The sequence below is a fragment of the Streptomyces sp. NPDC096152 genome, assembly GCF_044763235.1.
Classification (GTDB): domain Bacteria; phylum Actinomycetota; class Actinomycetes; order Streptomycetales; family Streptomycetaceae; genus Streptomyces.
Genome location: NZ_JBIWFW010000007.1, coordinates 208,103 through 227,989 on the forward strand (window position 1 = coordinate 208,103; position 19,887 = coordinate 227,989).

Consider the following 19,887-nt stretch of genomic DNA (forward strand, 5'->3'; position numbering starts at 1 on the left):
TGTCCGAAACAAGACCCTAGTTGACCTTTACCGGTTTCCCCCAAGGAGTTTGGGGGAACGGCCGCTGGGCAGCCGCGCGAAAAGAAGCGTAGGAACTGCTTCCGTTCCGGGCGGTTCCGGGGAAGTTCCGGCGAGCGGAGGGCAGACCGTGACGTTCAAGGTGACCGATGACGAACAGGGTGAGTGGGCCGTACTCCGGGTCTCGGGTGAACTGGACCTGGTGACCTCACCCGTGCTGCGTCAGCGGGTGCACGACGCGGTGGCCGAGGGGCGCCACCATCTCGTCCTCGACCTGTCCGAGGTCTTCTTCTGCGACTCCAGCGGCGTTGGCGTACTCATCGCCGCCCGCCGCCTGTTCCGCTCCTGCCAGGGCAGGCTGCGCCTGATCCTGCCGGCCCGCGGAGCCGTCGACGGCTCCCACGTCAACCGCGTGCTCGGCGCCCTCGGCGTCCGGCGCCTGTTCGACGTCTACCCGGACCTCGCGGCGGCGGTGGACGAGGAGCCGCTGTCGGCCTGAGCCGCCGTCCTCGGGTTCCCTCACCCGCCGCGCGGCCGTCCGGCGGTCCGGCCGCCGGTGCTCCGTGCCGCATCAATGTCCGGAAATTCCCCCGGCGGTGTCCCGAAATTTCCCCGGAGTTGGCACAACCGTCGGTTTCCCGTCCGCGGACGCTCCTCGGCGTCGTACGCTCCCTGCCAGATGCACCCCACACGTAAGGCGGCCAGAGAAGAGATGGTCAGCAGCGAGTACGAGCGCAGGATCGCGGCCCGGTTCGCCACCTTCGACCAGGACGGCAACGGCACGATCGACCGCGAGGACTTCAGCGTGGCGGCAAAGGCGCTGCTCGCCGAGTTCGCCACCCCCGCCCGGTCCGACAAGGGCCAGGCACTGTACGCCGGAGCGGAGGCCTTCTGGCAGGGCATGGCCGGAATGGCCGACCGCGACGGCGACCAGCGCATCACCCGGGAGGAGTTCGTCGGCGGCGCGGTCAAGCGCCTGCGTGACAACCCCGACCGGTTCGCGGAGATCGCCCGCCCCTTCCTGCACGCGGCTCTGGCCGTCGCCGACCCCGACGGGGACGGGGCCGCCACCGTCGAGGACACCGTACGGGTCCTCAGAGTCCTCGGCGTCCCCGAGGACGGAGCCCGGGCGATCGCCGCCTCCCTCGACACCGACGGGGACGGCAAGGTGGGCGAGCAGGAGGTCGTGCCCGCGTTCGCGCGGTACTTCACCGTGCCCGAATAACGTTCGCGCAGCCCGCACTTGAGCACCTTGCGCGGGGCCCCGCCCCGCGCAAGGGCGTCCACCACCACCAGCCGCTCCGGCGACGTGTGGACCGACAGTCCTTCCGTGCGGAGGTACGGCGTCTCCGCGTGGTGCCTCAACTCCGGCGCTCGTGGCGGCTGCTCCACCACCGCGCGGCCCCGCTCCCCGCGCTCCGGGTCCGGCAGCGCGATCGCTGCCACGTCCCCGACCGCCGGGTGCCGATGCGCAGGTCCTCGATCTCCTCCGCGGAGATGTTCCGCCCCCGCGGATGACGACGTCCCCGCCGGACAGGCCCCAAGGCGGCGCGGCGGGCCGCCGGCTCCCAGAGCGTGCGGGACGTGCCCGGTGCCGGCCTGATGGCGTCCATGTCCCAGCCACCCTCCTGACCGGCGATCCGCCCGCGGCTGTGCCGGTCGCCGCCGAGCAGCCCGCCACGGCCTCGACGGCGTGCCGGGCCCGGCCGTGCAACACGCCCGGGCGCGTGAGCAGTTCGGTCGGCCGATCGGGGCCTCCCGGGCGGTGCGGCACCCGTGTGCGGGCCTGCTGATCCGCACGGAGCCGGCCCGGGCCACCGGCTGCGCGGCCGTCGTCACCGCCGACCCCGTGGACGTCGCCGTGGGCCCGGCTGCTCGCCCACGCGGCCGCCGTGCGCGGGGCCCGCGACTGCCTCCGGGCGCACGGCGGCATGGCCTTCACCTGGGAAAGCGAGGTCGATCCGCCGCTGAAGCAGGCCTGGATGGGGTCCCATCGTGGCGGCGGTGTGACGGAGAGTGAGTAACAGTTCGGGGCCGATCCGGTGTCCGGAGCGGGGTGAGGGGGCCCTGGGCTGCGGCGACCCGGATGTGGCGGATCGAATGTCACGGATCGTGGCATACCGGAATTACAGAGCGTTGATACCGGGTTGTGTCCTAGGCGTGACTCGTCACGTCCTGGAGTCGCCGCCCGGCTCGGGTACCTTGTGTGCAATGCGAGTGGTTCCGAGAATGAGCCATCCCGGTGCGGCCCCTGAGGCGGCGCCGGATCAGGCGGTGCGCGGGCCTGTTCGCGAGGTCGGGCGGCCTTCGCCGCCCGCCCGTTCGACTTGCCGTGACGAGCGTCGCACAGTATGCCGCACGAGTACTCCTTCGCGCGGGAATATGCCCGAAGCGCTTGTAGCGGTGACGGTACGTCAACCATGCTGTCTCGCAAGGGAGTCACGTTCCGTGACCCTTGCTCTGGCCGTTGTTCTGGCCATGCAGAAAATGGCTACGATCGTGGCCCTCGTGTGGCGCGAGGCTATGTGTCCGCCGGTTCGGATGGTGTGAGCGGTGCAGGTGCTTCAAGTGCAGCTGGAGATCCGGCCCGACCCCGCGGAGGTCGGGCGAGCCCGGAAATGGGCCCGCTCCCGGCTCGCCGGGTCGGGCATACAGGTCGACGAGCCGCTCGCCGAGACACTGATCCTGCTCGTCTCCGAACTGGTCACCAACGCCGTGGTGCACACCGGCTGCCCGGCCGTGCTGCGGCTGTCGCTGCCCGGAGGGGCGGCCGAGACGGCCACGGTCCGCCTTGAGGTGGCCGACACCAGTACCCGCGCCCCCGTGCCCCGCTGTGCGGACGACGACGCCACCGGTGGCCGCGGGCTCGCCCTCGTCGACGGCCTGGCCGACCGCTGGGGCTGGAGCCGCGAGGGGGCCGGCAAGCGCATCTGGTGCGAACTGGACCGCTGCGCACCGTCCGCCCAGGGCACGATGCGCAGACGCTGCGGCAGCGAGGCTCCCGCGTACGACGGACTGGCGTACGAAGCCGTGTGAGGCGGTGACGGGGCGCGTCGGGGCGGAAGGCCGGTTCCCTCGTTGCGGCAAGCGCTGTCAGTGCTGCCGGTGGTGGGGCCGTGCGCCGGGAGATGCTTCCGTGCGCGGCCACTGTGAAGCGGACGCAACGGACAAATCCCCTCGCGGCTGTTGACGGGACGTGCGCGCTTGATCACGCTTGGGGTCAGCGATTCGCCGTGAGGGGACGACGAGGGCCCGCGTGACGGAGGCCCTCGGCGAGTGTGAGTCGCGCGTCGGCGTCGACCGGTCCCTTCAGGGCCGAGGGGGGCGGGGATCGGTGCGCCGGAGCCGGATGGTGGCGCGGGGTGCCGTGCTCGGGGCGGGCACAGCGCGCCGCCACCCGGACTCGCCGCGCCGCCCCGGAGGCCGCGTCTATGACCGCCCTGAAGAACGGCCGCCGGTGCGACCGGTGTGCCCGTCGCGCCGACGAACGCCTCGGGCGTCGCCGGCGGCGGGAAAGTGAAGCGGCCCTCTTCTCCACAGGCTGTGGACAACTTCTCGGGATTTCCGTTCCGGCCCTGGAACCTCCGCCTCCCCACGACGTGTCCACGGTGGGGGGCGGACAGCGGCCGACGCCGAGACGGCTCGGGCAGGCGCGGAGGCGGGGCGCGTGGCGCACGCCGTGGTCACGTTCTGACGGCCGCCTGGAACGTCCGCCGGTACGCCGTCGGCGTCACCCCGAGCGCCGCCTGCAGATGCTGGCGCATCGACTGGGCCGTGCCGAAACCGGAGTCCCGGGCCACCTGGTCGACGGACAGGCCGGTGGACTCCAGCAGGTGCCGTGCCCGCTCCACCCGCTGCTGGGTGATCCACTGCCCGGGGCTGATCCCGACCTCCTCGCGGAAACGCCGGGTGAAGGTGCGTACCGACATGGACTCCTGGGCGGCCATGTCGCGCAACTGGATCGGCTCGTGCAGCCGGCCCAGCGCCCACGCCCGCGCCGTGGTGGTGGTCGCCTGCTGCGGGTCGGGCACCGGCCGCTCGATGAACTGTGCCTGCCCGCCGTCTCGGTGCGGCGGTACGACCATCCGCCGGGCCACTTCGTTGGCGACCGCGGTGCCGTGGTCGCGGCGCACCATGTGCAGGCACAGGTCGATCCCGGCGGCGACGCCCGCCGAGGTCAGCACGTCCCCGTCGTCGATGAACAGCACGTCCGCGTCCACCCTGATCCGCGGGAACAACCGCTGGAAGCGGTCGGCGTCGGCCCAGTGCGTGGTCGCGGGGCGGCCGTCGAGGTATCCGCCCGCGGCGAGGACGTAGACGCCCGTGCAGATGGAGGCGAGCCGGGTGCCGGGCCGGATGTGCGCGAGGGCGGCGGCCAGTTCGCCGGTGAGCACGCCCTCCTCGAAGACCGGGCCGAGCTCGTACGAGGCCGGGACGACCACGGTGTCGGCGGTGGCCAGGATCTCCGGCCCGTGCGGGACGTGCACGGCGAAGTCGGCGTCCGTCTCCACCGGGCCCGGCGGGCGCACGGAGCAGGTGACCACCTCGTACAGCGGCCGTCCCGCCGCGTCCCGGGGCCGCCCGAAGACCCGGTGCGGGATGCCCAGCTCGAACGGGAGCAGCCCGTCGAGGGCGAGGACGACGACGCGGTGGGGGCGGGAACCGGTGACCGTATCCATGGCCCGATCCTAACGAACACTGTCCTTCGGGCCACTCGATCGGAGGGACGGAACATCGGAAGCTCGATGACGTGACCCAGACAACGGAATCCGCGGCCACGGGAGCCGCGGCCGCCGAAACATCCGCCCCCCGACCCGACCGGAGGCCGTCCCGCGTCCACCGGGCCTGGTTCGTCGCCGCCGTCACCTTCGTGACGATCCTCGGCGCGGCCGCCTTCCGCTCCCTGCCGGGCCTGCTCTTCGACCCCCTGCACCAGGAGTTCGGCTGGTCGCGCGGCACGATCGGCGCCGCCGTCTCGGTCAACCTCGCGCTGTACGGGATCACCGCGCCCTTCGCCGCCGCGCTGATGGACCGCTTCGGCATCCGCCGGGTGGTCGCCGTGGCGCTCGCGGTCATCGCCGTGGGCTCCGGCGCCACCGTGTGGATGACGGCGGCCTGGCAGCTCCTGCTCTGCTGGGGGCTGCTGGTCGGCCTCGGCACCGGCGCGATGGCGCTGGCGTTCGCGGCGACGGTCACCAACCGCTGGTTCACCGAGCGCCGCGGCCTGGTCAGCGGCATCCTCACCGCCGCGGCCGCCTCCGGCCAGCTGATCTTCCTGCCCGTGCTGTCCTGGACGGTCGAGAGCCACGGCTGGCGCCCGGCCGCGGTGACGGTGGCCCTGGCCGCCCTCGCGGTCGTCCCCTTCGTCTGGCTGCTGCTGCGCGACCATCCGGCGGACCTGGGCCTGAAGCCGTACGGCGCGACGCGGTTCGTCCCCCGGCCGGAGCCCGTGACCGGCGCCGCGCGGCGCACGCTCACCGTGCTGTCCTCGGCGGTCCGCACCGGGCCGTTCTGGCTGCTCGCGGGCACGTTCGCGATCTGCGGGGCCTCCACCAACGGCCTGATCCAGACCCACTTCGTGCCGGCCGCCCACGACCACGGCATGCCCATCACCGCGGCCGCCTCGCTGCTCGCCGTCATCGGGGTGTTCGACGTGGTCGGCACCATCGCCTCGGGCTGGTTCACCGACCGCTTCGAGCCGCGCCGCCTGCTCGCGGTGTACTACGCGCTGCGGGGCCTCTCACTGCTGTTCCTGCCGATGCTGCTGGCCCCCTCGGTGCACCCGCCGATGATCTTCTTCATCGTCTTCTACGGCCTCGACTGGGTCGCCACCGTCCCGCCCACCCTCGCCCTGTGCCGGGAGCAGTACGGCGAGGACAGCGCGATCGTCTTCGGCTGGGTGCTCGCCTCCCACCAGGTCGGCGCCGCCCTCGTCGCCTTCCTCGGCGGGGCCGCCCGGGACGTCTTCGGTTCCTACGACATGGTCTGGTACGCCTCGGGAGCGCTGTGCGCGGTGGCCGCCCTGATGGCCCTGGTGATCCACCGCCGCCCGGCGACCCCCGCGCCGGTCCTGGCCTGAGGGCCTCTCCTTCGGATCCTGCCGGGGCGCGGGGTCCTAGGAAGGCACCGCCGCCCGGAGCCGGCCTCACCCGGAAGAAGGGCCCTGGCGGAACCGGGCGGGCGGCCCCGGTCTCGGAGAGGCGGGCGTCGGTGACGGGCGGGCGGGTTCTCAGGCCGGCAGGCGGGACACCTGGCCGCCGCCGCTCCGCGCGTTCTCCCGTGCGACGGCCCGGGCGATCCTCTCCGCGTCGATCGCCAGCTCGCGGAACATGCCGCTGATGGGGTTGGTGAAGCCGGTGAAGTACAGGCCGGGCGCGCCGTGCGGGGCGCGGGGGCCGTGGGCGACCGGCCGGCCGCGGCCGTCCAGCACGCCGAGATGGCCGACGAGGTCCTCCAGGCCGCGGACGTACCCGGTCGCCGCGATGACGGCGTCCGGTCCGATCCGGCTGCCGTCGGCGAGGACGACCTTGCCCTCGTCGAAGGCGTCCACGGCGGCGACCACCTCGACCTTGCCCGTACGCACCGCGTCGACGAGGCCCACGTCCTGGACCGGGATCGCGCCCTCGGTGACGCGGGAGTACAGGCCGGTCTCCGGGCGCGGCAGGCCGTGTGCCGAGAGGTCCGGCACGCTCAGCCTCGCCAGCGGCCGGGCCAGCCGGTCGACGATCCCGACCGGCAGCCGCCGCACCAGGATGCCCGTGTACTGCGCGGCCCACCCGGCGGTCGACCGGCGCACGATGTGCGGGGCGGTGCGCACGGACAGCCGGACCCGTGCGGCGCCGCCCTCCACCAGGTCCACGGCGATCTCGGCGCCGGTGTTGCCGGCGCCGACGACGAGGACGTCACGGCCCGCGTAGGGTCCGGCGTCGCGGTACGCGGACGCGTGCAGGAACTCGCCGGTGCAGGTCTCTCTTCCGGGCCAGTCGGGCACGCGGGGCGTGTGGTTGAAGCCGGTGGCGACGACGACCGCGCCGCCGGTCAGCTCCCGGCCGCCGGAGGCGCGCAGCAGCCAGCCGGTGCCGTCGGGCAGGCGCTCGACGCGGGAGACCTCGACGCCGGTCACGATCTCCAGTTCGTGGTGCTCGGCGTACTTCTCCAGGTAGCGCACCACGTCGTCCCGGGCGACCCAGCGCCCGAACCGGCGGGGCATCGCCAGGCCCGGCAGGGCCGACAGACGCCGGGTGGTGTGCAGGCGCAGCCGGTCGTAGTGGCGCCGCCAGGACGCCCCGACCCGGTCTGACCGCTCCAGGACGACGGCGCGTATCCCCCGGGCGCGCAGCGCGTACGCGGCGGCGAGCCCGCCCGGGCCGCCCCCGATGACGTAGACGGGGCGGTCGGCGGGGTGCGGAGCGCCAGAGAGGACGGATGCGGAGGAGTCGGTCATGGTCGCGAGCGTAATCACGCAACCCGTTGATGGGTCTCGGTCAAGACCGGAATTGGTTGCGGATTGATCACGCCTGTGGGGAGAGTGTGCGGGAGCGATGGCACCGGCCGCCCGCTTGTGCGGCCGCACCGGACGCCGTACGTCGCCGCGGTGGCCGAACTCGCCGAGGAGTCAAGGATGATGACCGAGGAGGCGGCGGCCGGGGGACTGCGGGCCGGGCTGCCGCCGGCGGTGGTGCTCCGCGCGGCCGGGGAGTTCCGGGTGCGGTGCCCGTCCTCCGTCCGGAAGGGGCGGGCGCCGCGCGGGCACGCCGTGTTGAATGAGGCGGTGACCGCCGACCTCAGTGACTCCCCGAACCTCTCGTCCATACGGCTGGCAGGCCGGGGCCTGCGGCTGCGCCCCTGGGACCCGGACTCCGACGCCGACGTCGAGGCGTGGCTGCGCGGACTCACCGACCCCGAGTTCGCGCGCTGGAACACGCCGCTCACCCCGATCACCGACCGGGCGGACGCGCGGAACTCGCTTCGGGCGCGGGCAGGGCGTGCCGCTGAGGGGACGAGCGTGTCGTTCCTGATCGCGGACGCGGAGAGCGGTGCGACCCTCGGGCACATCGGCGCCACCGACGTCAGGTACGCCCTGGGCGCCGCCACGCTCGGGTACTGGGTGCTCCCCGAGGCGCGCGGGCAGGGCGTGGCCACCCGGGCACTGAGCCTGGTCGCCCGCTGGGGGCACCACGAACTGGGACTTCACCGGCTGGAGTTGAACCACGCGGTGGGCCACGAGGTGTCCTGTCGGGTCGCGGAGAAGTGCGGGTTCCGGTACGAGGGGACGATGCGCGGCTCGGTCTTCGTGGCGGGGCGGCGGGACGCGTTCCGCGACGCCCACCTGCACGCGCGCCTCGCCACGGACCCGGAGCCGGAGAGCCGGCCGGAGGCGCCGTAATTCGGAGGCGACGGCCAACCGGGGGCGGCACCATGGGGCATGACTTCCGACGACGACTGGTACCTGACCGGCGCTCTCGACGAATTCCTCGCACTCGCGGGCGACTTCCTCCGCGCCCGGCCCGCGCAGCACACCGTGCAGCTGACCGTGACGGAGAGCCTGCGCGCCCGCGGAGCGCACCTCTACGGCGACGGCGCACCCGAGTTCGGCGTGCTGCGGGGGGAGGGGACCGTGCGGGCCGCCTTCTTCCGCACCCCGCCCCATCCGCTCGTGCTCACCTCCCTCACCGAGGAGGAAGCCGACGCGCTGGCCGGGCGGCTGGCCGCCTCGGAGCGCGCCCTGTCCGGGGTCAACGCCGACCGCGACACCGCCGCCGCGTTCGCCGCGGCCTGGCAGCGCCGCACCGGCGCCGAGGCGGCCCTCCACCGGCGGATGCGGCTGTACCGGCTGGGCGAGTTGACCGTGCCGGCGTCGGTCCCGCCGGGCCGGGCGAGGGTGGCGGGCGCGGAGGACCGGGAGCTGCTGGCCCGCTGGTACGCGGAGTTCATGGCCGAGGTCGGCGAGCCGGCCGGCCGGGACCTGGGGGACTGGGCCGACGAGCGGGTCGAGAACAAGGACCTCATGCTCTGGGAGCTGCCCGACGGGACGCCCGCCGCCATGGCCGGGACCGCCCCGAAGGTGGCCGGGCAGGTGCGTGTGATCGCGGTGTACACCCCGGCCGGGCTGCGGGGTCGGGGCTGTGCGGGCGCCGTGACGGCGGAGGTCACCCGGGCCGCGCTGGCCGCGGGGGCCGACGAGGTGCTGCTGTTCACCGACCTCGCCAACCCGACCAGCAACGGGCTGTACCTGCGGATCGGCTACCGGCCGGTCTCCGACTTCGCGGTGTACGCCTTCGCGTGAGCCGTGCCCCTCCGGCGGGCGGGGCTCGCCTGGGTGGGGGTGCCTGGGCTGGGGTCATCGGTGCGGGGGTCGCCTGGGTGGGGGCATCGGCGTGGAGGTCGCTCGGCAGGGATCACCGGGGCAGGGACGATCGGCGCGAGGTCAGGGCCACAGCAGCTCGTGCCTCCAGCCCTCCCCGGCGCGGCGGTAGCGCAGGCGGACGTGCCGGCGCCGGGCCTCGCCCTGGAAGAACTCCACCTCCTCGGGCCTGAGGTGGAACAGGGTCCACGAGGACACCTCGGCGTCCGGCTCGCTCCGGGCCCGCTCCCAGGCCTCCTCGGACGCCTGCCGCAGCTCCTCCAGTGAGCCCAGCACATCGCTCTGGTGGCCGGTGAGGGCGGCGGCCAGCGCTCCGGTCGACCGGGCGTGCAGGTCCGTCCGGGACTCCTCGGCCGGCGCCGCGGTGACCGGCCCGCGCACCCGGACCTGACGGCCCTGGAGCGGCCAGTAGAAGGCGAGCGCCGCCTGCGGGCGGGCAGCGAGCTGGCGGCCCTTGCGGCTGCCGGCGTGCGTCCCGAAGGACCAGCCGCTCTCGTCGGCGCCGTGCAGCACCACGATCCGGACGTCCGGCCGGCCCTCCGCGTCGGCGGTGGCCAGGGACATGGTGTGCGGCTCCCGCTCCCCGGCCGCCACCGCCTCGGCGAACCACGTCGTGAACAGGGACAGCGGGTCCGCGGGCACGGCCCCGGGGTCGAACGACGCCAGCTCGGTGACCTCCGGGTCCCACACCCGCAGCGACCTCAGCAGCTCGTGCAGATCCGTCTCCATCCCCCGAGTATCGGTCACGCCCCGGCACCACCGTCCCCGACGGGCGGAACCGGCCCCCGAACCCGGACGCCACCGCCGGCCGGGGCGGCGAGCCGTCCGGGCGGCGGACCCGGCGCGCGCCCGTCCCTCCCCGCAGCCGCGGGCCCGGGCGGGCGTGGGCCGAGGGCGCGGCTACAGCGTCGCCAGTCGCTCCACCAGAAGGAACGCGCCGATCCCCAGCATCGCCGCCCCCGACGTCCGGGTCACCGCCCGTGCCGTCGACGGCCGGGCGCGCAGGAGCGCTCGGGCCAGCGTGCCGACCGTCAGGTAGACGGCCGCGCAGCACGCCATGTGCAGCAGGCCGAGAACGGCGGTCTGCACGGGTACGGGCACGGGCGCGTCCCGCGTGACGAGGAACTGGGGCAGGACGGAGAGGTACAGCAGCAGCCCCTTGGGGTTCAGGCCGCTGATCGTGGCGCCCCGCAGGAAGACACGGGGGCCGGTCGCGCCGAGCCGCTCCCCGGCCGCACCGGGCGTGCCCGGGGAGCGCAGCACGCCCCAGCCCAGCCACACCAGATATCCGGCGCCCGCCACGGTGAGGACGGTGAGCAGTCGCGGGGACCCGGCGACCAGGACCGCGAGACCGGCCACCGCCAGCACGGTGTGCAGGGCGTAGCCGGCGACCAGGCCCCCCACCGCCACCGCGACCGAGCGGTTCCTGAGCCCGGCGCCGATCGCGTACGCCCAGTCGGCGCCCGGTACGCAGACCAGCAGCAGGTCGACGGCGAGGAAGGAGAGGAGCGGTCCGTAGTGCATGGTAGGGACATTAGGCGCGATTGTCCCGAAAGTGTTTCTTAAGTTTGCTCGAAACCGGGGTGGGTGAGGGAGAATCTTCCCCATGGACGACGTGGACCGGAAGATTCTTGCCGAGCTGCAGCAGGACGGGCGGCTGACCGTGACCGAGCTGGCCGGGCGGGTGCGGCTGAGCGTCTCGCCGTGCCACCGCCGGCTGCGGGAGCTGGAGCGGTCGGGGGCCGTGCGGGGCTACCGGGCCGTGGTGGATCCGGCCGCCGTGGGCCTGACCTTCGAGGCGCTGGTCTTCGTCTCCATGCGCCAGGAGGACCGCGACACGGTCGTCGAGTTCGAGCGGGCGGTGAGCGAGGTGGAGCACGTGCTGGAGGCGCAGCGGCTCTTCGGCGACCCGGACTACCTGCTGCGGGTGGCCACCGCCGACCTCGCCGCCTTCCAGCGCCTGTACGACGAACGGCTGGCGACGCTGCCGGGTGTGCAGCGGCTGACCTCCACCCTGGTGATGAAGCACGTCGTCAAGGACCGGCCGCTGCCCTCGTAGCGCACGGGGCCCCACAGCGCGACAGGCGGCGGTCCACCCGGGTGGACCGCCGCCTGCCTGACAGGACTTGGGGCGTGGAAAAAAAGGAGCCGGAGCCGTGCCGCGGGCTACCGCGTCGGCTTCCGGCCGGTGATGCCCAGATGCACCAGCAGCGCCAGGTTGGGCTTCAGTTCGGCCTGTTTCACGCCCCAGGAGGTGAAGCCCTTCTGGTGCGAGGCGACCGCGGCGAGCATCGTGACCAGCGACCCGGCGATCGCCGCCGGGTTCACGTCCTTGTCGACCCGTCCCTTGGACTGGAGTTCGGCGACCGCGTCCGCCAGGGAGTTGTTCACCGAGTTGAGGATCTTCATACGGAGCTTGTAGAAGCGCTTGTCGCCCTCGGCGGCCCCGAGGTCGACCACGCGCAGGATCGCGTCGTTGCGGCGCCAGAAGTCCAGGAATCCGTCGACGAGTTCCTGGGCCGTCTGCCAGCCGGCCTTGCCGACCCACGACCGCCCTTCGAGCAGTTCGGCCAACTCGGCGCCCTCGACGGCCATTTGCTCGGCGATCTCGAGGACGGCGCCCTCGACGTCCGGGAAATACTGGTAGAAGGTCGCGGGCGAAGTGCCCGCCTTCCGGGCGACATCGATGACTTTGACGTCGCGGTACGGGGAGGAGCTGAGCATCTCTCTGAGGCAGTCGAGCAGCTTCTGCCGGGTCGCCTGCCCACGCCGGCCGGCCACGCGGCCGTCGACGGTACGCACTTGTCCTGTCATGACGTCAGCTTACCGAGGGGTGATGGGAGCGCGATTCGGCCGACTGCAAATGGGGTGCACGGGCTCGGAGAGGGTGGTGTGCCTGGTCTGCGGCCTGCGGGAGAGCCGGTTACGTTGACGGCATGGCCGAAAACAGGGCATCCGCATACACGGAGGGCGTCCCCTGCTGGGTGGACGCGCAACTCGCCGACGTCGGGGCGGGCCGGCGGTTCTACGGTGAGCTCTTCGGGTGGACCTTCGACGAGGAGGGGGCGCCCGAGGGCTATGTGTGGGCCCTCCTGGACGGTGAACGCGTCGCCGCGCTCTCGCCCAAGTCGGACGGCCGGATGCCCACCGTCTGGACCGTGTACTTCGCCACCCCGGACGCCCGAGCGCTGGCCCGGCGCATCCGGGTGCGGGGCGGGCAGCTCGTGGTGCCGCCCGTGGCCGTCGACGGCCTCGGCACGGTCGCGCTGGCCGTCGACCCGGAGGGCGCCGTCTTCGGCCTGTGGGAGCCGGCCGGCCATCCGGGCTTCGGCCGGCGGCACGAGCCGGGCACCTTCGCCTGGGCCCAGTTGTACGCCCGCGACACCGACACCGCCAACGACTTCTACGGCGACGTCTTCCACGAGGCCCTCTTCGGGCCGGACGCCAGGCCCGACTTCGGCCGCGCCCCCGTCACCGACGTCTTCCCGCCCGAGATGCCGCCCCACTTCCTGGTGCACTTCCGGGTGGCGGACCGCGCCGGCGCCCTCGGCGCCGTCCAGCGGCTCGGCGGGCGGGTGCAGGTGCCGCACTTCGAGACGTCCTACGGAACCGTGGCCGTCGTCGTCGACAATCAGGGAGCGTCCTTCGCCCTGCTGGAGAGGTGAGGGCCGCCCCTCACGGGGAAAGTGGGGGGATTTGCGGCGGGACATCCCGATTCGTCGCCGGGTTCGCAACCAGTGCCCGGGCCAGGAAGAATCGGGGTGCGTGCCGCCGCGGCGGTGCGGTGGTGAGACGCTGCACTTCGGTCGCGTCCATATGTGGGTGGCGCGGCTCGTACGGGGAGGTGGCAGGCAAGTGGTGGATCAGCTGACGCAGCACGATCCGCGGCGGATCGGGCCGTTCGAGGTGCTGGGACGGCTGGGGGCCGGCGGCATGGGGCTGGTCTATCTCGCGCGCTCGGCGTCCGGCCGGCGCGTGGCGATCAAGACGGTCCGCACCGAGCTGGCCGAGGACCAGTTGTTCCGGGTGCGCTTCACGCGCGAGGTGGAGGCCGCCCGCGCGGTCTCGGGCTTCTACACGGCCGCGGTCGTCGACGCCGACCCGCGTGCCGCCGTTCCGTGGCTGGCCACCGCGTACGTCCCCGCGCCCTCCCTCGAGGAGATAGTGACCGAGTGCGGGCCCCTCCCGGCCCAGGCGGTGCGCTGGCTCGCGGCGGGCGTGGCGGAGGCGCTCCAGTCCATCCACGGGGCCGGGCTGGTCCACCGGGACCTGAAGCCCTCCAACGTCCTCGTCGTCGAGGACGGCCCCCGGGTGATCGACTTCGGCATCGCCTCCGGCGTCTCCAACACCCGGCTGACCATGACGAACGTCGCCGTGGGCACGCCCGCCTACATGTCCCCCGAGCAGGCCAAGGACTCCCGCAGCGTGACGGGCGCCAGCGACGTCTTCTCGCTCGGCTCGACGCTCGTCTTCGCGGCCACCGGGCACGCCCCCTACCACGGGGCCAACCCGGTCGAGACGGTCTTCATGCTGCTGAGGGAGGGCCCGGACCTGGAGGGCCTGCCGGACGAGCTGCGCACGCTGATCGAGTCCTGCATGCAGATGGAGGCCCCCGGGCGGCCCTCGCCCGCCGACCTCCAGGCCCAGCTGGCCCCCCACCTCTTCGGCTCCGGCTCCGACGACAGCGGGACCGCCTCGGCCTGGCTGCCGGAGAAGGCGGTGGCCCTCATCGAGGGCCGCCGCGGCGGGCGTCCGGCCGCGCGGCCCGCCGCCGGGCCCCGCAGCGGCGGCCGGGCCCATGTGCCGCCCCCGCCGCCGCACGACCCGCTCGTCCAGGCGTCCGTGCCCGCCCCGGCGCCCGCCCCCGACTCCGGCCCGGTGCGGCTGGCCGGTGCCCAGGTCCCGATCGGCCCCGGGCCGCGGGTCGCCGACGCCCGCGCCGCCGCCGTCAAGGCGCCCCCGCCGGAGGCCGGCCTCGCCGCCACCTGGTCCCGGCCCCGCCCCGGCGTCAACGGCGCCGACCCCGCCGTGCCGGCCGTGCCCGCCGCGCCCCCGGAGACCGCCACCGGCTGGCGGCCCTGGCGCTTCCGCATGTCCAACGACGTGTGGGGCACCCCGGCCGTCGCCGACGACCTCGTCTACGTCACCTCCTTCGAGGTGCACGCCCTGGACGTGGCCACCGGCCGCCGCCGCTTCAAGACGCGGGACGTGGCCTGGTCGATGGCGGTCGCGGACGGCCGGGTGCACGCCTCCGACGGGCCCACCCTGTTCGCCCTGGACGCCCGGGAGGGCGCCGACCTGTGGCGGCTCCAGACGGATGCCTGGGTGTACTCGCTCAAGGCCGACCGGGGCACGGTCGTCACCGGCACCCGGGGCGGCGGCGTCCAGGGCTGGGAGGCGGCGAGTGGCCAGAAGCTGTGGGAGCTGACCGGCGCCCAGAGCGACTTCGAGTCGCCCGAGGCCGGACCCCTCGTCCACGACGGCACGGTGTACGTCTGGCAGGACGCCCGGCTGCGCGCCCTGGAGGCCCGCACGGGCGAGGAGCGCTGGTCCTACCCGATCGGCGACGCCGCCTCCTGCGGCGGAGTCCCGGTGCGGCTGACTCCGGCCCCGGACGGCTACGTGTACGTCTCGGCCGGTACCCGCGTGCTCGCCCTCGACGTGGCGAGCGGACGGGTGCGCTGGCACTTCGAGGCCCCGGCGGTGTTCCTGTGCCCGCCCGCCTTCGCGCCGGGACCGGCGGTGACCGGCGGCGGTGTGTACCTGGCCGACTACCTCGGCACGGTCTACGCCCTGGACGCCACCGACGGCCGCGACCGGTGGCGCATCGCCACCGAGTCCCGCGCCGGGATCGACCCGGTCCTGGTGGCCGCGGGCCACGTCCACGTCGGCAGCGGCAAGGGCCTGTACACCCTGGACGCGGTGACCGGCACGCCCAAGTGGCGCTTCCAGGCGGGCGGCGAGATCGTCGGCTCCCCGGCGGTCGCCGAGGGCCGTATCCACTTCGGCTCCACCGACCACCTGCTGTACACCCTCAAGGCCGACGACGGGCGGCTGCGCTGGAAGCTCGCCACCGGCGGCGAGATCACCGGCTCCCCGGTGGTCAGGGACGGGGTGGTGTACGCGTGCAGCAAGGACCGGTGCGTGTACGCGCTGGACGCGGAGAAGGGGACGGGCACGGCCCGCACGACCTGACCCGGGCCGGCGGCGGAGTGAGGGCGGCCGCCGCCCCAGGTGCGGGGTGGTCGCCCCGCAGTGACATGCCCGTGACAGGCGGCTCGTAGGGTGGGGCCATGCGATCACGGGGGCACACACTCAGGCTCACGGCGGTGTCGGCGCTGGTGGTCCTCTCCCTGACGGGTTTCTCGTCGGGGCGCGGGCACGGCCACGGACACGGACACGGCTACCACAGCGGCGGCTCGGGCGGCTGCAGCAGTTCCAGTCAGGACCACGACAGTTCGTCGTCCACCACCGGCGGCGTCTCCAAGGACGACGGCACGGACGACTCCTCCGGCGGGTCCTACGGCGGTTCGTACGGCTCCGGTTCCCACCGGGACCGGTACGACACGGACGACGACCAGGGCAGCGGCAGCGGTACGAGCACGCCGGCCCTGCGGGACGCCACGGCGAGGCTGATGAGCTGCGCCACCCCGAAGACGCCGTACGCGACCGTCGAGGTCACCAGTCCCAACGGCTCCGACGGCACGTTCGCCGTCACCGTGAGCTTCCGGGACGCCGGGAACGACGAGATCGTCTCCCGGACGGCGGAGGCCGAGGTGCCCGCGTACGGGAAGGCGACGGTGCGGGTACCGCTGCCGGGTGACGACCGGGTCGCCCGGACCGACCACTGCGCCCTGGACCCGGCCGCCCCGCCCACGTCCTGACGGGCTCCAGGTGTGCTGTCCCGCCGGCCCCCGCTCACCCGCGCGGACAGGCCACCGTCGCTTTCCCGCGACTTGATCGGCCGGACAGGCCCTGGCCTCACCACGCCCCGGGACGCGGTGAACGACGCGCCGCCCGCACCGTCTTGTGCGGTGCGGGCGGCGCGTCGTGCGGCCGCGGCGGCTCCCCTCCGTGCTCCCGCGGCCGTCCCCCTGGAGGCAGTCGGGTCAGGCGGGCTCGTCCGTGGCGTGGATGTTGTCCGTGGTGGCCTCGCCGGTGCCCTCGTCCGCGGTGAGCGGGTTCTTGCCGCTCAGCGGCTCGCTGGTGGCGTGGATGTTGTTCGTGCTGACGGTGCCCGACTTGGTGTCGGTCGCGTGGATGTTGTCCGTGGTGTTCTCGTCGCTCATGTCGACTGCCTCCCCGTGCGGTTCCTGATCTGTGTCGAGCGCCCGGCCGGCAACTCCCCCGTGGGCCGCCGGCCGGGCAACTCGGGGCCGTTCACCCTATGGCACGGCCACCGGTCGTCCCGTCTGCCCCCCGACGCGACGGTTCGACATGTCCGAGACTGCCGGGCGGCGATAAACGAATGATGAACGCCCCGTCGGGCCTGCTCAGGCCACGGCCAGCGGGGCGAGCAGCGCGCGCACGGTCGCGGCCTCGGGCGCGCCCAGCGCCTCGAACAGGCCCAGCGACTCACGCCAGCACACCTGGGCCCGGCCGATGTGGCCGATGCCGTGCAGGGCGCGGCCGAGGACGACGAGCGCGTTGCCCCGCCGCCAGTCGCCGCCGATGTCCCGCAGCACGCTGAGCGCCGTCTCCGCGTTCGCCGCCGCCTGCGCCGGGCGCTGCGCGGCGAGATCGACCTCGGCCAGCCGGAACAGCGCCATGCCCTCCCACAGTTGCTGCCGGCTGTCCCGGAACACCGCCAGCGCCTCCTGCAGCCGCGTCGCGGCCTCCCCGTGCCGCCCGCTCTCGGTGAGCGCCAGGCCCAGCGCGTAACGGCCGTTGGCGCCCTTGAGCGCGTGCCCCATGTCGTCGTACGTGTCGGCGCCCTGTTGGGCCAGGGAGACCGCGCTGTGCGTGCGCCCGGTCGCCAGGTGGATGCGCGAGAGGTTGCACAGCGCGCTCGCCTCGCCCGGCCGGTCCAGGCAGGCGCGGAACCCCGCGATGGCGCGGGTGAGTTGCGCCTCGCCGTCGTCGTACCGGTTCTGGTAGAGCGCGATCACGCCGAGGGTGTTGTACGCCCAGCAGGCCGCCAGGGGATCGGTGCCGGTGCTGAGCTCCGCCGCCCGCTCGGCGGCCCGCACCGCCAGGTCGAAGCGGCCGGTGATGTGGTGGACGTAGGCGGTCATGATCAGGGCCCGCGCCTCGGCGTGCGGGTCGGCGGCCCGCGCCGCCGCGTCCCGCAGCGCCGCCGCGACCCCTTCGTAGGCCTTGGAGTTGGTGCCCGACTCGGCGAGGTCGACGGCCGCCCAGAGGGTGTCGACGGCCCGCCTGAGGAAGCCGGGCCGGGTGGACTGGCGGACGCAGGCGAGCAGGGAGACGGCCTCCGCGTACAGCCAGTCCTGCGCCCGGTGCCGGTCCTCGAAGACCAGACCCGGGTACTCCGCGGCCTCCAGGTGGTCCACCAGCCGGTCACCGGGCCGCTCGATCGCGTACACCCCCGCCGCCGTCGCCAGGTAGAAGTCCAGCAGCCGCGCGAGCGCCGCGTCCCGCTCGCTCGGCGGGTGCTCGTCCCGCTCCGCGCAGGCGCGCGCGTACAGGCGGACCAGGTCGTGGAACCGGTAGCGGCCGGGCGCCGCCGACTCCAGCAGGGAGGTGTCGACGAGGGACTCCAGCAGGTCCTCGGTCTCCTCCGCGGGCAGGTCCAGTACGGCCGCGGCGGCCGCCAGGGAGATGTCCGGGCCGTCCGCCAGGCCCAGCAGGCGGAAGGCGCGGGCCTGGGCCGGCTCCAGCTGGCCGTAGCCCAGTTCGAAGGTCGCCTTCACCGCCAGGTCCCCGGCCTGGAGCTCGTCCAGGCGGCGCCGCTCGTCGGCGAGCTTGGCCGCGAGCACCGACACCGTCCAGGTGCGGCGGGCGGCCAGGCGGGAGGCGGCGATGCGGATGGCCAGCGGCAGGAAGCCGCAGGCCGCCACCACGTCCAGGGCGGCCTCCCGCTCGGCGGCCACCCGCTCCTCGCCCACGATCCGGGTGAACAGCTCCAGCGCCTCGTCCGGGGACATCACGTCCAGGTCGACCAGGTGCGCGCCCGCCAGGTCCACCATCCGCACCCGGGACGTCACCAGCGCCGCGCAGCCGTCCGTGCCCGGCAGCAGGGGCCGCACCTGTGCCGCGTCCCGCGCGTTGTCCAGCAGCACGAGCACCCGGCGGCCGTCCAGGACCGAGCGGTACAGCGCCGCCCGCTCCTGGAGCGAGTCGGGGATCGCGGAGTCCGCGGTGCCCAGCGCCCGCAGGAAGGAGCCCAGCACCGTCTCCGGGTCCGCCGCGCGCGGGCCGGCGCCCTGGAGGTCGACGTAGAGCTGGCCGTCCGGGAAGGCGGCGCGCGCCCGGTGGGCCATGTGCACCGCCAGCGTCGTCTTGCCGACTCCGCCGATCCCGGCGAGCGCCGAGACCGCCATCACCCGGCCCTTGGCCGACGCCAGCACCTCGCTCAGCTCGGCCACGAAGGACGCCCGGCCGGTGAAGTCGGGCACGGTGGCCGGGAGCTGGGCCGGTCGGACCGGCACCACGACGGGCTCGGTCACCGGGGAGGAAGGCTCCGCGAGGGCCGGGTCCGCCTGGAGGATCCGCTGCTGGAGCTCGCGCAGGCCCGGACGCGGGTCCACGCCCAGCTCGTCGGCGAGCAGCCTGCGGGTGTCCGCGTAGACGGCGAGCGCCTCCGCCTGCCGGCCGCTGCGGTACAGCGCGAGCATCAGCAGTTCGCGCAGCCGCTCGCGCAGCGGATGGGCCGCCGTCAGCGCCGTCAGCTCCGACACCGCCTCCGCGTGGCAGCCCTGCTCCAGGTCCATGTCCAGGCGGGACTCCAGCAGTTGCAGGCGCCACTCCTCCAGGCGGACCCGCTGCGCCTGGGCGTACGGCCCCGGCACCCCGGCCAGCGGCTCCCCGTCCCAGCGGTCCAGCGCACGGTTCAGCAGGTCCCGGGCGCGGCCCAGGTCGCCGCCGGACCGGGCCTTCTCCGCCTCGGCCGCCCGGTCCTGCGCCGCCGTCAGGTCCAGCGCTCCCTCGCCCAGGCCCCGCACCGCGTACCCGCCCGACTCGCTGACCAGCACACCGGCGTCCAGTGCCTTGCGCAGCCGGGAGGCGTACGTCCGTACCGCCGCCAGGGCCTGCGACGGCGGCTCCTCGCCCCACACCGCGTCGATCAGCTCGGCCGCGGTCGCGGTGCGGCCCTCGCGCAGCAACAGGGCCGCGAGCAGCGCGCGTTGCTGGGGGGACCCGGTGGCCAGCGGCGCGTCGCCGCGCCAGGCGCGCACCGGGCCGAGCACGCTGAAGCGCAGCCGGTCCGGCTCCGCCGGGGAGCCGGGACGCCGCTGCTCCGGTACGCGCGGCACACCGTCCACGGCTCGCGGTACACCGTCCATGCCGTCCCCCTAGCCATCCTGACCGACCACGTCAGTTTGCCT

Annotated in this window: 17 protein-coding genes and 2 pseudogenes; 11 read left to right on the top strand and 8 right to left on the bottom strand. The window is 74.2% G+C overall.

Features of this window, described 5'->3' with window-relative positions; all coding sequences use genetic code 11:
* The first annotated feature begins 148 nt into the window (after window positions 1-148).
* Together ACIQ9G_RS24265 and ACIQ9G_RS24270 are read left to right on the top strand one after the other, a co-directional pair.
* On the top strand, window positions 149-517 hold the full coding sequence (locus ACIQ9G_RS24265) for an STAS domain-containing protein (RefSeq protein ID WP_403613086.1): 369 nt from the start codon (window positions 149-151) through the stop codon (window positions 515-517).
* 213 nt (window positions 518-730) lie between these two features.
* Window positions 731-1,243 (top strand): EF-hand domain-containing protein, encoded by a 513-nt coding sequence (locus ACIQ9G_RS24270; protein WP_356189054.1) that lies wholly within the window; start codon window positions 731-733, stop codon window positions 1,241-1,243.
* Here the strand turns inward: ACIQ9G_RS24270 and ACIQ9G_RS24275 are convergent.
* Window positions 1,225-1,529 (bottom strand): annotated as a pseudogene (locus ACIQ9G_RS24275) (cyclohexanecarboxylate-CoA ligase); the annotation flags it as partial. The gene ACIQ9G_RS24270 and the pseudogene ACIQ9G_RS24275 sit on opposite strands and share 19 nt — an antisense overlap.
* Before the next feature lie 102 nt (window positions 1,530-1,631).
* Between ACIQ9G_RS24275 and ACIQ9G_RS24280 the strand changes: the two are divergent.
* Both ACIQ9G_RS24280 and ACIQ9G_RS24285 read left to right on the top strand, forming a co-directional pair.
* Window positions 1,632-2,042: pseudogene (locus tag ACIQ9G_RS24280) on the top strand (acyl-CoA dehydrogenase family protein); the annotation flags it as partial.
* A gap of 544 nt (window positions 2,043-2,586) precedes the next feature.
* Window positions 2,587-3,054, top strand: coding sequence for an ATP-binding protein (locus ACIQ9G_RS24285; protein ID WP_403613781.1), 468 nt, complete (start codon window positions 2,587-2,589; stop codon window positions 3,052-3,054).
* A 647-nt stretch (window positions 3,055-3,701) separates the two neighbouring features.
* Here ACIQ9G_RS24285 and ACIQ9G_RS24290 read toward each other — a convergent pair.
* The gene (locus ACIQ9G_RS24290; RefSeq protein ID WP_403613088.1) at window positions 3,702-4,697 is read right to left on the bottom strand and encodes a GlxA family transcriptional regulator; all 996 of its coding nucleotides are present in this window, start codon (window positions 4,695-4,697) and stop codon (window positions 3,702-3,704) included.
* A gap of 71 nt (window positions 4,698-4,768) precedes the next feature.
* Between ACIQ9G_RS24290 and ACIQ9G_RS24295 the strand changes: the two genes are divergently transcribed.
* A complete protein-coding gene (locus tag ACIQ9G_RS24295; RefSeq protein ID WP_403613091.1) occupies window positions 4,769-6,097 on the top strand; it encodes an MFS transporter in 1,329 nt (442 codons plus the stop codon).
* 150 nt (window positions 6,098-6,247) lie between these two features.
* Here the strand turns inward: ACIQ9G_RS24295 and ACIQ9G_RS24300 are convergent, their stop codons facing one another.
* Window positions 6,248-7,462 carry a flavin-containing monooxygenase gene (locus ACIQ9G_RS24300; RefSeq protein WP_403613095.1) on the bottom strand — a complete coding sequence of 405 codons (1,215 nt, stop codon included), beginning with the start codon at window positions 7,460-7,462 and terminating at the stop codon, window positions 6,248-6,250.
* A gap of 177 nt (window positions 7,463-7,639) precedes the next feature.
* Here ACIQ9G_RS24300 and ACIQ9G_RS24305 point away from each other — a divergent pair, with 177 nt between their 5' ends.
* Window positions 7,640-8,404, top strand: a complete 765-nt coding sequence (locus ACIQ9G_RS24305; protein ID WP_403613097.1) for a GNAT family N-acetyltransferase — start codon at window positions 7,640-7,642, stop codon at window positions 8,402-8,404.
* Window positions 8,405-8,443: 39 nt separating this feature from the next.
* A complete protein-coding gene (locus ACIQ9G_RS24310; protein ID WP_403613099.1) occupies window positions 8,444-9,304 on the top strand; it encodes a GNAT family N-acetyltransferase in 861 nt (286 codons plus the stop codon).
* Between the two features lie 141 nt (window positions 9,305-9,445).
* Here the strand turns inward: ACIQ9G_RS24310 and ACIQ9G_RS24315 are convergent, their stop codons facing one another.
* Entirely contained in the window at window positions 9,446-10,111 is a 666-nt protein-coding gene (locus ACIQ9G_RS24315) for a pyridoxal 5'-phosphate synthase (RefSeq protein WP_403613101.1), read from the bottom strand.
* A gap of 171 nt (window positions 10,112-10,282) precedes the next feature.
* Window positions 10,283-10,906, bottom strand: a complete 624-nt coding sequence (locus tag ACIQ9G_RS24320) for a LysE family translocator (RefSeq protein WP_403613104.1) — start codon at window positions 10,904-10,906, stop codon at window positions 10,283-10,285.
* Window positions 10,907-10,988: 82 nt separating this feature from the next.
* Here ACIQ9G_RS24320 and ACIQ9G_RS24325 point away from each other — a divergent pair, with 82 nt between their 5' ends.
* On the top strand, window positions 10,989-11,441 hold the full coding sequence (locus tag ACIQ9G_RS24325; RefSeq protein WP_403613106.1) for an Lrp/AsnC family transcriptional regulator: 453 nt from the start codon (window positions 10,989-10,991) through the stop codon (window positions 11,439-11,441).
* Between the two features lie 107 nt (window positions 11,442-11,548).
* On the opposite strand, the gene ACIQ9G_RS24330 is transcribed toward ACIQ9G_RS24325, so the two are convergent.
* The gene (locus ACIQ9G_RS24330) at window positions 11,549-12,184 is read right to left on the bottom strand and encodes a TetR family transcriptional regulator (RefSeq protein WP_403613783.1); all 636 of its coding nucleotides are present in this window, start codon (window positions 12,182-12,184) and stop codon (window positions 11,549-11,551) included.
* Window positions 12,185-12,318: 134 nt separating this feature from the next.
* Here ACIQ9G_RS24330 and ACIQ9G_RS24335 point away from each other — a divergent pair, with 134 nt between their 5' ends.
* From ACIQ9G_RS24335 to ACIQ9G_RS24345, 3 genes are all read left to right on the top strand, one after another.
* The gene (locus tag ACIQ9G_RS24335; protein WP_403613109.1) at window positions 12,319-13,047 is read left to right on the top strand and encodes a VOC family protein; all 729 of its coding nucleotides are present in this window, start codon (window positions 12,319-12,321) and stop codon (window positions 13,045-13,047) included.
* 190 nt (window positions 13,048-13,237) lie between these two features.
* Window positions 13,238-15,577, top strand: a complete 2,340-nt coding sequence (locus ACIQ9G_RS24340) for a PQQ-binding-like beta-propeller repeat protein (protein ID WP_403613112.1) — start codon at window positions 13,238-13,240, stop codon at window positions 15,575-15,577.
* A gap of 98 nt (window positions 15,578-15,675) precedes the next feature.
* Entirely contained in the window at window positions 15,676-16,266 is a 591-nt protein-coding gene (locus ACIQ9G_RS24345; protein ID WP_403613115.1) for a hypothetical protein, read from the top strand.
* Between the two features lie 225 nt (window positions 16,267-16,491).
* On the opposite strand, the gene ACIQ9G_RS24350 is transcribed toward ACIQ9G_RS24345, so the two are convergent.
* Window positions 16,492-16,671: a hypothetical protein gene (locus ACIQ9G_RS24350; RefSeq protein ID WP_392194098.1), complete on the bottom strand. Its 180-nt coding sequence runs from the start codon at window positions 16,669-16,671 to the stop codon at window positions 16,492-16,494.
* A 204-nt stretch (window positions 16,672-16,875) separates the two neighbouring features.
* A complete protein-coding gene (locus ACIQ9G_RS24355) occupies window positions 16,876-19,824 on the bottom strand; it encodes a BTAD domain-containing putative transcriptional regulator (protein ID WP_403613786.1) in 2,949 nt (982 codons plus the stop codon).
* Between the last annotated feature and the right edge of the window lie 63 nt (window positions 19,825-19,887).

Bases quoted from the DNA above. Each gene is read 5' to 3' on its own strand.
- ACIQ9G_RS24270 (WP_356189054.1), top strand. From the start codon at position 731: ATGGTCAGCAGCGAGTACGAGCGCAGGATCGCGGCCCGGTTCGCCACC.
- ACIQ9G_RS24290 (WP_403613088.1), bottom strand. From the start codon at position 4,697: ATGGATACGGTCACCGGTTCCCGCCCCCACCGCGTCGTCGTCCTCGCC.
- ACIQ9G_RS24300 (WP_403613095.1), bottom strand. From the start codon at position 7,462: ATGACCGACTCCTCCGCATCCGTCCTCTCTGGCGCTCCGCACCCCGCC.
- ACIQ9G_RS24305 (WP_403613097.1), top strand. From the start codon at position 7,640: ATGATGACCGAGGAGGCGGCGGCCGGGGGACTGCGGGCCGGGCTGCCG.
- ACIQ9G_RS24310 (WP_403613099.1), top strand. From the start codon at position 8,444: ATGACTTCCGACGACGACTGGTACCTGACCGGCGCTCTCGACGAATTC.
- ACIQ9G_RS24315 (WP_403613101.1), bottom strand. From the start codon at position 10,111: ATGGAGACGGATCTGCACGAGCTGCTGAGGTCGCTGCGGGTGTGGGAC.
- ACIQ9G_RS24320 (WP_403613104.1), bottom strand. From the start codon at position 10,906: ATGCACTACGGACCGCTCCTCTCCTTCCTCGCCGTCGACCTGCTGCTG.
- ACIQ9G_RS24325 (WP_403613106.1), top strand. From the start codon at position 10,989: ATGGACGACGTGGACCGGAAGATTCTTGCCGAGCTGCAGCAGGACGGG.
- ACIQ9G_RS24335 (WP_403613109.1), top strand. From the start codon at position 12,319: ATGGCCGAAAACAGGGCATCCGCATACACGGAGGGCGTCCCCTGCTGG.
- ACIQ9G_RS24345 (WP_403613115.1), top strand. From the start codon at position 15,676: ATGCGATCACGGGGGCACACACTCAGGCTCACGGCGGTGTCGGCGCTG.
- ACIQ9G_RS24350 (WP_392194098.1), bottom strand. From the start codon at position 16,671: ATGAGCGACGAGAACACCACGGACAACATCCACGCGACCGACACCAAG.